The organism is Streptomyces sp. NPDC054770, assembly GCF_053611985.1.
Genome location: NZ_JBSHBL010000071.1, coordinates 23277 through 34908, shown reverse-complemented (window position 1 = coordinate 34908; position 11632 = coordinate 23277). Strand labels below are relative to the sequence as shown.

The following is an 11632-nucleotide window of genomic DNA, read 5'->3' as shown; positions in this document are numbered from 1 at the left end:
TCGGCCTGCTACGAGGCCGGCTTCGCGCCGAGCAGCACGGTGTCGCGACCGTCCTCCTCGGCGAGCAGGACCTTGACCGTCTCCCGCAGCGACGTGGGGAGGTTCTTGCCGACGTAGTCGGCGCGGATGGGCAGTTCGCGGTGCCCGCGGTCGACGAGCACCGCGAGCTGGACCGCGCGGGGGCGCCCGATGTCGTTCAGGGCGTCGAGGGCGGCGCGGATGGTGCGACCGGAGAAGAGCACGTCGTCGACGAGGATCACCAGCCTGCCGTCGATGCCGTCACCGGGGATCTCGGTGCGGGCCAGCGCCCGCGGCGGGTGCATGCGCAGGTCGTCGCGGTACATGGTGATGTCGAGCGAACCGACGGGCGTCCTGCGGTCGGTGATCTGCTCCAGCTTGGCGGCGAGCCGCTGGGCGAGGAAGACGCCGCGGGTCGGGATGCCGAGGAGTACCACGTCGTCCGCGCCCTTGGCGCGCTCGACGATCTCGTGGGCGATGCGGGTCAGCACCCGCGCGATGTCCGGGCCCTCCAGAACGGGCCGCGCATCGGAGGCCTGCGCCGCGGCGTCAGACCTTTCCTGCTGGTCCAGCTTTTCCTGCTTGTCCATACGAAACGGACCCCCTTCTCCGCCTCACGGGACGGACTTTAAAGGACGTCGGATTTGCGCCATCCACGGTAGCAGGTGGCGGAGAGGCCCCTGATCACCCCCCTGGCGCAATGGGTCGTCGCTACCACGGAAGAGTCGGTGCGGACCATTCGGCTTGACGCAGCAGAGTAACGCTGCGTAACCTCACAGTGAGTTACCAGCCGCGCGGCGGGACAAAGGCCGGCCGCGTCGACACAGTGTCCGGGGAGCTATATGTCCAGCGAATACGCCAAACAGCTCGGGGCCAAGCTCCGGGCCATCCGCACCCAGCAGGGCCTTTCCCTCCACGGTGTCGAGGAGAAGTCCCAGGGTCGCTGGAAGGCCGTGGTGGTCGGTTCGTACGAGCGCGGCGACCGTGCCGTGACCGTACAGCGCCTTGCAGAGTTGGCGGATTTCTACGGGGTTCCGGTGCAGGAGCTGCTGCCTGGCACGACCCCGGGCGGTGCCGCCGAGCCCCCGCCGAAGCTGGTCCTCGACCTGGAGCGGCTGGCCACCGTGCCGGCCGAGAAGGCGGGCCCGCTCCAGCGCTACGCAGCGACGATCCAGTCCCAGCGCGGTGACTACAACGGCAAGGTGCTGTCGATCCGCCAGGACGACCTGCGCACACTGGCCGTCATCTACGACCAGTCCCCCTCCGTCCTCACCGAGCAGCTGATCAGCTGGGGCGTCCTGGACGCGGACGCCCGCCGCGCGGTGGCCACCCACGAAGAGGCCTGAGCCACCGGACATACTGCGCAGAAACGTCACTACCAGGGGCGGAGCCGAGGGGCTCCGCCCCTGTGGCGTTGCTGCGGCGGTCTCGACCGCGCAGTGACCGATGGTCCGTCCCCGCGAATCCCCCACCCCGTGCCCCCCGTCTGTGCCACGATCCTGCGAGCTGCGCCGATGACGGAGTGGGGGGGTACTCATGTCGGTGAGTGACGAACGGGACGAGGTGCTGGACGCCTTGATCGGTCTGGTGCGGGACGTCCACGCGGGCCATCTCGGTGAGGACGCCGCGGATCAGCAGATACGGTCCGCCGAATGGCCGGTGGACGAGGAGCGGGCGCGCCTTCTGGTCGGGTTCGGTCTGCACCATGTCCGGGCCGGAATCCCGTCCACCGCCTATCTGGTGGCCCGGCTGCTCATGGCGCTGTCCGAGGAGCGCTGGGGCCGGGGCATGTCCTCCCCGTGGTGGCAGGCCGCCGACCTGCTCGTGGAGGCCGTACGGCTCGACCTGGTGGAACGCCCGAGCGGCAGCCGGCTGCGCCTTGCCTGCGCGGTCGCCGACGAGCAGCTGGAGACCCTCCGGCAGGCACGCGAGCTGGACGAGCTGGCCGAGACCATGTACGCGGCGGGCATCCTGCGGGTCCATCCGCACATCGCGGGGCCCGTGCTGGACGACGCCGTAGCCATCCGGGACCGGCAGCTCCGCGGCCAGTTGCGCGGCCGTCTGTTCGGTGCCGACTCCGTCGGCCTGGACCCCGACTCCCCCGACTCCCTCGACGCCCTGCCGCATCCGGTGGACGCCGCGCTGGAAGCGCTGCCCTACCTCTACGGCGCGGCCGGCCTGAGCAGCGGGCATCAGCGGGCCCGCTGCCTGAACGCCGTGAACGAGGCGTTGGCCCTGCTCATGAACGACTCCGAGGCCGGGAACTGGCTGATGGATTCCTGGCTGGCGAACAGCCGCAGCGCCGCGGCCCTGATCGACCCGGCTCGGGACCCGGTGAACGCGGTCCGGCTGCGACGGATTCTCGCCACCTACGACGGCCGGCCCGCCCCGGACACGCTCCAGGAGCTGCTGCCGATGCCGCTGCCCGAGCTGGTGCGGCTGCGGGGCGAACGGGAGACCTGGGGAGTGATGCACCAGGCCCTGCCGTTGCTGCGGGAGACCGGCCGCCGCGATCTGCTGCGGGAACTGCTGGCCGCCGTCCACGCCGAGCTGCCCGAGCCCCGGGACCGGGAGGGGCTGTGGGAGGTGTGGCAGAGCCGGCTCCACGTGCTGCCCGGCGACCCGACGCCCTGCCCCACCGAGGACACCGAGGCGGAGATCAAGCGCGCGTTCGGTGAAACCGTCACGCCACAGCATCACGGGACCGCGACCCTCCTGCACCTGGCGACCCATCTGCACCAGAGCGGCGCCGCCCGCGCCGCCTGCGCCCTGCTGGACGGGCTGCCCGACTATCTGCCGGACGCGGGACCCGAGGTCGCGCGCGCCGTCCGGTGCCTGCTGGGCAGTGCCTCCGCCACGGCGGCCGCCGAGCACCTGCGGGCCGGGGAGCTGTCGCAGGCGATCGACCGGCACGCGCTCGCCGCCCGCCACTACTCCGTCCTCGGCTTGCACAACCAGGTCCTGCGTGAGATGGAGCTGATGGTCGACTGCACCGACGCGGGCGGCCCGGACGAGGTGACCCGCGCGGCCGTGCTGCTGCGGATGGGAGTCGCTCCGCGGCTGGAGGCGGGCCTCGAAGAGCCCACCGCCTTCGCTCTGATCGCGGCGACCCAGAAGCTCGGCAGCCGTACCACCGAGGGCCGGCAGTCGGGGGCCGCGGTGCTGATGCTCCACGCGGCCGCCAAGGGGCTCGACTTCTCGCGCGCGCTGGAGGCCCCCGGTCCGCGGCGCCCGTTCCAGGTACTGGTGGAACTCCGGGACCGCGTCGAGGAGTTGGAGAACCGACTCGGCGAAGCCCCGCCCCCGCGGCTGGGCGACGTCGGCGAGGATCTGGAGATGCTCAGCTACGCGGGCTCCCAGGAACACGCGGCCGGCGACAACGAGCACGAGCGGCTCGGCAACCTGCGGCGGTCCTTCGACCGCCAGCTCTCCCGCAGTCTGTACCTGCCGAACCCGACGGAGACCCCCTCCGCGTACCCGGACCTGGACGACGTCGTCGCCGCCCTGCCCGACGAGACCGTGCTGATCTCGCTGTGGATCGCCCAGCAACCGCGCGCCATGGAGCCGGCCGGACCGGACGGTCAGCCCGCCGCCGCGCTGCATCTGATCACGGTCACCTCGGAGGGCATCCAGGACATCCGGGTGCAGCCGTTCGCCGGGATGCCCGGCGGGGTGATGCAGGTGAGCAAGGACGGCTATCGGCAGACCATGCATCCCTTCGCGTACGAGGTGGCCACGGCCCGCTCGGTCGCCCGCGCGGACCCCCTGCACCGGGAGGTCACCCGGATCGGCGAGGAGGAACTGGACTTCGGCTCCTTCTTCGGCGGGCTGGACGACGTGCTGACCCGCCTGCACGCCGGGGGCAGGCGTCACCTCTGCTTCTGGGCCCACGGCCCCTTCCACTACCTGCCCTTCCCGCTCCTGCGGCGGGCGGGGCGGCCGCTGGCGGACGACTGGACCGTGACCACCGTGCCGAGCCCGGTCTGTGTCACCGGGCCCCGGGACCCCGCACCGCGCTCGGGTACCGGACTGGTGTCGCTGGGCGCGGCACTGGGCGGCACACCCTGGGGGCTGCGCGCGGAGCCGGTCCTGGACGAGCACGCGGCGGCGGTGGCCGCGGTCGCCGACGGGGTCACCCTGGTCGGCCCCGACGCCACCCCGGTGTCGTTCCTCAGCCGTGCCGAAGGCGCCCGCTACATCCATGTCGCCGCGCACGGCGCGCACAGCCAGGACGCCTCCTGGTTCCAGTGCCTGTATCTCAATCCGCCCGCGGGCGGCGGGGACGGGCGGCTGTTCGGGCACGAGGTGCTCGCCCACGACCTGCGGGGCGTGGACCTGGTCACCCTCGCCGCCTGTGAATCGGCGCTCGGCCGGTTCGACCTCGCCGACAACCCGCGAGGGCTGCCCACCGCCTTCCTGCTGGCCGGGGCGCGGGCGGTGGTCGGCTGTCTGTGGCCGGTCCGCACCGACACGGCCACCTGCTTCTTCGGCGAGCTGTACACGCGTCTCGCGGACCACCAGGACACCCTGCGCGCGTTCCGCGAGGCCCAGACGGCCACCCGCGCCCGCTTCCCCCAGTACCGCGACTGGGGCGCCTTCGCCTACCACGGCGGCTGGCTCCACCCCGACCGGAGGAACCTCTGATGCCCCTCGAACTGCCGCCGCTCACCACGTACGACGTCGATCTGGTCGTTCCCGCCACCCTCCAGGGAAACACCACCGAGGAGCGCATCCGCCGACGGCTGACCGTCACCGAGCCGTACGTCACCCGGCTCACTCTTGAGCAGCTGTACGAACTGGGGGTGAATCCGGCCCTGCTGTCGGCGTCCTCACCCGACGACGACTACTTCCTGCTGGCGTTCGGCTGCGCGTTCCGGCCGGACCCCGGCGGCGATTCCGCGCCGTTCAAGGACGCGAACATCGGGATCATGCTCAAGGCGCCCGACAGCCCGAGGCCGCCCGTCGCGCTGGCCCTGTCCCCCGACACGGCGAGCGTGACGAACGGCAGCAGCAGCTTCCGGATCGCGCTGTCCGTGCCGCTCGGTGTGGCGGAACCGTCCGTGGAGTACGCGGCGGAGGGCCCGAGGCAGGAGCGGTACATCACCGCGTACGGCCTCGGTGGCGACAACCCCGAGTGGCAGTTCCAGGAGCAGCCGGGGCATCCGCTCGCCGGGGACACGCTGCTCGCGCTGGTGGTGTGCGTACCGGCCGGCGTTCCCGTGGTCGCCGAGGTCGTCGTGGCGGCCTCGCTGCGGAAGTGGAAGATCCTGCGCAGCCGGGCGGAGCTGCCGCCGCGCCTGCACACGATCGATCTGGCGGCACGCGCCCCCCGTACGCTGCCCGGCGGCCCGGCGGCCGGGGCGCTGCCCCAGGGGGCCGGTCAGTAGACGCGAAGGGCCCGTGGACGGATCCACGGGCCCTGCAACGGCGCGGAAAGGGTCAGGCCCCCTCGCGGCGCAGCGACGGCTTCAGCTCCTTCAGACGCCCCAGCAGTCCGTTCACGAACGAGGGTGACTCGTCCGTCGAGAACTCCTTGGCGAGCTGCACCATCTCGTCGAGGACGACGGCGTCCGGCGTCTCGTCGACCCAGATCAGTTCGTACGCGCCCAGGCGCAGGATGTTGCGGTCGACGACCGGCATCCGGTCCAGCGTCCAGCCGACCGCGTACTGCGCGATCAGCTCGTCGATGCGGGTGACGTGCTCGGCGTAGCCCTCGACCAGCTGCATCGTGTACTCGCTCACCGGCGGCTGCCGGGTGTCGTCCCGGGACAGCCGGATCCAGTCCGCGAGGACGGTCAGGACGTCTGCCCCGCGCTGGTCGCCCTCGAAGAGGATCTGGAAGGCACGCTTGCGGGCCGTGTTGCGGGCAGCCACGGTTAGCTGTTCACCCGGCCGAGGTAGTCGCTCGTGCGGGTGTCGACCTTGATCTTCTCACCGGTGGTGATGAAGAGCGGGACCTGGATCTGGTGACCGGTCTCCAGGGTGGCGGGCTTGGTGCCACCGGTGGAGCGGTCGCCCTGGACACCCGGCTCGGTCTCGGCGATGACCAGCTCGACGGCGGCCGGCAGCTCGACGAAGAGCACCTCGCCCTCGTGCTGCGCGACGGTGGCGGTGAAGCCCTCGATCAGGAAGTTCGCGGCGTCGCCGACGGCCTTCCGGTCGATGTGCAGCTGGTCGTAGGTCTCCATGTCCATGAAGACGAAGTACTCGCCGTCCATGTACGAGAACTGCATGTCGCGCTTGTCGACAGTGGCCGTCTCGACCTTGACGCCGGCGTTGAAGGTCTTGTCGACCACCTTGCCGGACAGCACGTTCTTGAGCTTGGTGCGCACGAAAGCGGGGCCCTTGCCGGGCTTGACGTGCTGGAACTCGACGACGGACCAGAGCTGGCCGCCTTCGAGCTTGAGCACCAGGCCGTTCTTGAGGTCGTTCGTGGAAGCCACGGTTGCGGAATCTCCTGGACTGACGTGGACGACCCCGGGGCGCGCACCTTGCCTAGAGTGCGAGCAGCTCCTTGGTCGTGATGGTGAGTAGCTCGGGTCCGCCGTCCGCCTCGGGGCGCACGACGAGCGTGTCATCGATCCGGACGCCGCCCCGGCCCGGGAGGTGGACCCCCGGTTCGACGGTGACCGGCACGCAAGCGTCCAGTTTACCCATGGCTGAAGGGGCGAGCTGCGGGTCCTCGTCGATTTCGAGTCCGACACCGTGTCCGGTGAGGGGCTGGAGGCCTTCCGCATACCCCGCGGAGTCCAGTACCTGGCGGGCTGCGCGGTCGACGTCGCGGTGGGCGGCGCCGGGCACGAGGCTCTCCCGGCCGGCCCGCTGGGCAGCGAAGACGAGGTCGTAGAGCTCGATCTGCCAGTCGGCGGGCGAGGTGCCGATGACGAAGGTACGGCCGATCTCGCAGCGGTAGCCGCGGTAGGTGGCGCCGAGGCAGACGGAGAGGAAGTCGCCCTCCTCGACCCGTCGATCGGTGGGGCGGTGGCCGCGGCGGCCGGAGTTCGGGCCGGTGGCCACGGAGGTGGGGAAGGCCGCGCCGTCGGCGCCGTGGTCGACCAGGCGGCGCTCCAGTTCCAGGGCGAGGTGCCGTTCGGTACGGCCGACGAGGATCGACTCCAGCAGCTCGCCGAGGGCCTGGTCGGCGATCTCGGCGCCGATGCGGAGGCAGGAGATCTCCTCCTCGTCCTTGACGACCCGGAGCTGCTCGACGGCACTGCCCAGGTCGCTCAGGCGGAGGCCCGGGGCGACGGAGGCGAGGGCGCGGTGCCGGGCCACGGTGAGGTGGTGCTCCTCGACGGCGAGGATGTCGGCGCCCTGGGCGGCGGCGAGGTCGGCGGCGGCGACGGCGGGGTCACCGCCGGGGCCTTCCAGGGGGTGCGGCCGCAGGGACTCGTCGGGGCGGGCCTCGCCGGAGCGGTCGTCGGGCGGGCCGGGGCAGACGAGGAGGTCCTCGCGTTTGCCGAGGAGCAGGACGGAGCCGTTGGGTGCGGCGCCGGCGAGGTATCTCACGTTGGCCGGGTGCGAGATGACGGCGGACTGGCTGCCGGCCGCGTGGCAGCGTTCCCTCAGCCTGGTTCGGCGGGCCGCGTACACGTCTGACATGAGTCGAGCGTAGGAGGGGTGGGCGTTTTGTGCCGGTTGAGAGGGGCCGAGTGGGGTGGTGGGGCGGCGTTGCCGGGTGCGGGTTCGTGGGACTTGTTGCGCAGTTCCCCGCGCCCCTGAACAGACAGGCTGTCGTGCGGCTGCGGGCCGGTGGGGGTGTTTCGCGCCCGCGCGGCGGAGCCGCAAATCGGCACAGCCCCGCGCCCCCAAGAACGTGGGTGCAGTACCCCCATTTACCAGTTCGGGGGGCTGGCTATCGCTCTTGCCAGGACGTCGTCCAGGACTCGGGCTGTGGTGGGGATGTCCAGTTGGGAGTTGTCGATGATGGGGAGGCCCGAGCCGTACCAGCCCGCCATGCGGCCGTGGATGCGGGCCACCTCCTCGTCGGTGAGGCGGCGGTTGCCGATGCGTTCGGCGTTGCGTTCCAGGACGATGTCGAGGCCGGGGAGGAGGACGACCGGGAGGAGGCCGGGGCCGACGTGCCGCTTCCAGCCGCCGAGGCCGACGACCGGGCGGTCCGGGAAGACCGCGTCGTCGAGGATGCACGAGATGCCGTTGGCCAGGAAGTTGCGGGCGGCGAAGCCGCAGGTGCGGCGGGCCAGGCGGTACTGGGCCTCGGAGTGCTCGTTCCAGCCGGACTGGGGGTCGGCGAAGCCCGAACGGACCCACTCGCGGACGTCGTCGAGGCTGATGTGGGCGGTGGGGACCCGGCGGTGGTCGGCCCAGTACTTGGCCACGCTGGTCTTGCCCGCGCCGGCCGGCCCGATGAGCAGGACCGCCAGGGTGGTGGTGGTCGGGTCGGGCGCGGTGGTCGCGGCCGGGGGCGCGGTCGGGATGCCCACCGGGGCGCCCGGCGGCAGCGGGACGTGGCCCGTGGTGTCGGGCGGCGGCGGAGAGGAGGGAGGCGGGGGAACCGGCGGCTGCGGCGGTGGGGGTGGCACGGGCGCGGGACCGTGCGGTGCTCCCGGATGGTGTGCGGCCGGCTGCCAGCCGGTCGGTCCCTGCCCCGGCTGATGGGGCGGCGGCAGCGGAGATCCCACTGCGTGCTGCATCCGGTGCCACTCCGTCTCGTCATGTTCGGCCGCGCTCGTTACCGAACGGTACCGCCCCCGGTCGTCCTTTGGTGAAACGGCCGGGGGCGGTCCGAAGTGCCCGTCCCGCGAGGTGGATCGGGCGGAAGGAACAGCGGCGGACCTACTGCCCGACCTCGCCGTACGCGGCGAGCAGCACGGCCGGGTCCGGGCCCTCCAGGACCGTCGGCTTGGCCAGGCCGTCCAGGACGATGAAGCGGAGCAGGTCGCCGCGGGACTTCTTGTCGACCTTCATCGTCTCGACCAGCTTGGGCCACTGGTCGTAGCGGTAGTGCAGCGGGAGGCCGACGGACTCCAGGATCGTGCGGTGGCGGTCGGCCGTCGCATCGTCCAGGCGGCCGGCCAGCCGGCCCAGTTCGGCGGCGAAGTGCATGCCGACCGCGACCGCGGCGCCGTGCCGCCACTTGTAGCGCTCGTTCTTCTCGATGGCGTGGCCGAGCGTGTGGCCGTAGTTCAGGATCTCGCGCAGGCCAGATTCCTTGAGGTCGGAGGAGACGACCTCGGCCTTGACCCGGATGGAGCGCTCGATCAGCTCGGCCGTGTGCGGGCCCGCCGGGGTGCGGGCGGCCTCGGGATCGGACTCGATGAGCTCCAGGATCACCGGGTCGGCGATGAAGCCGGCCTTGATGACCTCGGCGAGCCCGGAGACGTAGTCGTTGACCGAGAGGGAGTCGAGCGCCGCGAGGTCGCAGAGGACTCCGGCCGGCGGGTGGAAGGCCCCCACCAGGTTCTTGCCCTCGGCCGTGTTGACGCCGGTCTTGCCGCCGACCGCCGCGTCCACCATGGCGAGGACGGTGGTCGGGATGGCGATCCAGCGGACCCCGCGCAGCCAGGTGGCGGCCACGAAGCCGGCCAGGTCCGTGGTCGCGCCGCCGCCGACGCCGACGACGACGTCGGAGCGGGTGAAGCCGGACTGGCCGAGCGCCTTCCAGCAGTAGGCGGCGACCTCGGCGGTCTTGGCCTCCTCCGCGTTCGGCACCTGGATGGCGACGGCCTCGTAGCCCTGCCCGGCCAGGTCGGCGCGGAGCGCGTCGCCGGTCTCGGCGAGCGCCTCGGGGTGCACGACGGCGACCCGCTTGGCCTTCTCGCCGATCAACCCGCCCAGCTCGCCGAGGAGTTGCCGGCCCACCAGGACCTCGTACGGCTCGGTGCCCGCCGTGCCGCCGACCTGGATCCGGGTGACTGCCTCGCTCATGCTTCCTTCAACTCCAGTGCATCCAGGGCTGCTTGGGTGACCTCTTCGGGGGTACGGTCGTCGGTCGCCACGACGGCCGTGGCGACCTCCTCGTACAGGTGCCGGCGCGCCTCCATCAGCTCGCGCCACTGCTTGCGCGGGTTGATGGCGAGCAGCGGCCGGGCCGCGTTCAGCCCGGTGCGCTTGACGGCCTCCTCGACATCCATCGAGAGGTAGACCACCTGCCGGCCGGCGAGCAGGCCGCGGGTCTCCGCGTCGAGGATCGCGCCCCCGCCGAGCGCGAGGACCCCCTCGTGCTCGTCCAGCGCCACCCGCACCGCCCGCTTCTCGATCGCCCGGAACGCCGGCTCGCCCTCGGCCACGAAGATGTCCGCGATCGTGCGGTCCTCGGCGGCGACGATGTCCTCGTCGGTGTCCCGGTAGCCGACGCCGAGCCGCTCGGCGAGCAGCTGCCCGACCGTGGACTTGCCCACCCCCATCGGCCCGACCAGCACCACCCTCGGCGTGCCGGTCACCGGATCGCCAGGTGGTCGAGGTACGACCGCACGTTCCGGCTGGTCTCGGCGACCGAGTCGCCGCCGAACTTCTCCGCGACCGCGTCCGCGAGGACGAGCGCGACCATCGCCTCGGCGACGATGCCGGCGGCCGGCACGGCCGAGACGTCGGAGCGCTGGTGATGGGCCTGGGTGGCCTCGCCGGTGGCGACGTCGACGGTCTGCAGGGCGCGCGGCACGGTCGCGATCGGCTTCATCGCGGCCCGGACCCGGAGCAGCTCACCGGTGGACAGACCGCCCTCGGTGCCGCCGGCCCGGCCGGAGACCCGGCGGATGCCCTCGGGCGTGTTCACGATCTCGTCGTGGGCCTTGGAGCCGGGCACCCGGGCCAGCTCGAAGCCGTCGCCGATCTCGACGCCCTTGATCGCCTGGATGCCCATCAGGGCCCCGGCGAGCCGGGCGTCCAGCTTGCGGTCCCAGTGGACGTGGGAGCCGAGGCCGACCGGTACGCCGTACGCGACCACCTCGACCACACCGCCGAGGGTGTCGCCGTCCTTGTGGGCCTGGTCGACCTCCGCGACCATCGCCTTGGACGCGTCGGCGTCCAGGCAGCGCAGCGGGTCGGCGTCCAGCTTCTCGACGTCGGCCGGGGTGGGGTAGACGCCGGCCGGGGCCTTCACCGAGCACAGCTCGACGACGTGCGAGACGATCTCGATGCCCGCCGTCTCCTTCAGGTACGACCGGGCGACGGCACCGAGCGCCACCCGGGCCGCGGTCTCCCGGGCGGAGGCCCGCTCCAGGACCGGCCGGGCCTCGTCGAAGCCGTACTTCTGCATGCCGGCGAGGTCGGCGTGGCCGGGACGCGGCCGGGTCAGCGGCGCGTTGCGGGCGAGGCCGGCGAGGATCTCCGGGTCGACCGGGTCGGCCGCCATGACCTGCTCCCACTTGGGCCACTCGGAGTTGCCCACCATGATCGCGACCGGAGAGCCGAGGGTGAGACCGTGCCGGACACCGCCGAGGAAGGTGACCTCGTCACGCTCGAACTTCATACGCGCACCGCGGCCATAACCCAGCCGCCGCCGCGCCAGGTGGTCGGCGACCATCTCGGTCGTGATCGGCACGCCGGCGGGAAGGCCCTCCAGCGTCGCCACAAGAGCCGGACCATGGGACTCCCCCGCGGTCAGCCAACGCAGCCTGCTCAACGATGCTCCTCAGTGCTCGCGCCCTGGTAC

The 11632-nt window shown here is 72.1% G+C and carries 11 protein-coding genes; 3 read left to right on the top strand and 8 right to left on the bottom strand.

All coding sequences use genetic code 11. The features are described 5' to 3' along the window. Positions 1–8 precede the first annotated feature (8 nt). A complete protein-coding gene (gene pyrR, locus ACWGKQ_RS40520; protein WP_453297073.1) occupies positions 9–608 on the bottom strand; it encodes a bifunctional pyr operon transcriptional regulator/uracil phosphoribosyltransferase PyrR in 600 nt (199 codons plus the stop codon). 252 nt (positions 609–860) lie between these two features. Between pyrR and bldD the strand changes: the two genes are divergently transcribed. The 3 genes from bldD to ACWGKQ_RS40505 all read left to right on the top strand — a co-directional run bounded on the left by bldD (position 861) and on the right by ACWGKQ_RS40505 (position 5405). Then, on the top strand, positions 861–1364 hold the full coding sequence (gene bldD, locus ACWGKQ_RS40515) for a transcriptional regulator BldD (protein WP_014671524.1): 504 nt from the start codon (positions 861–863) through the stop codon (positions 1362–1364). 190 nt (positions 1365–1554) lie between these two features. After that, on the top strand, positions 1555–4662 hold the full coding sequence (locus tag ACWGKQ_RS40510) for a CHAT domain-containing protein (protein ID WP_453297072.1): 3108 nt from the start codon (positions 1555–1557) through the stop codon (positions 4660–4662). Continuing rightward, complete coding sequence (locus ACWGKQ_RS40505) at positions 4662–5405, top strand: hypothetical protein (RefSeq protein WP_453297071.1); 744 nt, start codon at positions 4662–4664, stop codon at positions 5403–5405. The genes ACWGKQ_RS40510 and ACWGKQ_RS40505 overlap by 1 nt, the downstream gene beginning before the upstream one ends. 52 nt (positions 5406–5457) lie before the next feature. On the opposite strand, the gene nusB is transcribed toward ACWGKQ_RS40505, so the two are convergent. The 7 genes from nusB to aroC all read right to left on the bottom strand — a co-directional run bounded on the left by nusB (position 5458) and on the right by aroC (position 11602). Next, entirely contained in the window at positions 5458–5892 is a 435-nt protein-coding gene (gene nusB, locus ACWGKQ_RS40500; protein ID WP_453297070.1) for a transcription antitermination factor NusB, read from the bottom strand. A gap of 2 nt (positions 5893–5894) precedes the next feature. After that, positions 5895–6461, bottom strand: a complete 567-nt coding sequence (gene efp / locus ACWGKQ_RS40495) for an elongation factor P (RefSeq protein ID WP_189264622.1) — start codon at positions 6459–6461, stop codon at positions 5895–5897. Positions 6462–6513: 52 nt separating this feature from the next. Further along, entirely contained in the window at positions 6514–7620 is a 1107-nt protein-coding gene (locus tag ACWGKQ_RS40490) for an aminopeptidase P family protein (protein WP_453297069.1), read from the bottom strand. A gap of 233 nt (positions 7621–7853) precedes the next feature. Continuing rightward, positions 7854–8672: a Pro-rich N-terminal domain-containing protein gene (locus ACWGKQ_RS40485; protein WP_453297068.1), complete on the bottom strand. Its 819-nt coding sequence runs from the start codon at positions 8670–8672 to the stop codon at positions 7854–7856. A gap of 142 nt (positions 8673–8814) precedes the next feature. Further along, positions 8815–9906, bottom strand: coding sequence for a 3-dehydroquinate synthase (aroB, locus tag ACWGKQ_RS40480; protein ID WP_453297067.1), 1092 nt, complete (start codon positions 9904–9906; stop codon positions 8815–8817). Then, positions 9903–10385 carry a shikimate kinase gene (locus tag ACWGKQ_RS40475; RefSeq protein ID WP_453297085.1) on the bottom strand — a complete coding sequence of 161 codons (483 nt, stop codon included), beginning with the start codon at positions 10383–10385 and terminating at the stop codon, positions 9903–9905. Before ACWGKQ_RS40475 ends, aroB begins: the two co-directional genes overlap by 4 nt. A 32-nt stretch (positions 10386–10417) precedes the next feature. Beyond that, positions 10418–11602: a chorismate synthase gene (gene aroC, locus ACWGKQ_RS40470; RefSeq protein WP_453297066.1), complete on the bottom strand. Its 1185-nt coding sequence runs from the start codon at positions 11600–11602 to the stop codon at positions 10418–10420. Positions 11603–11632: the final 30 nt, after the last annotated feature.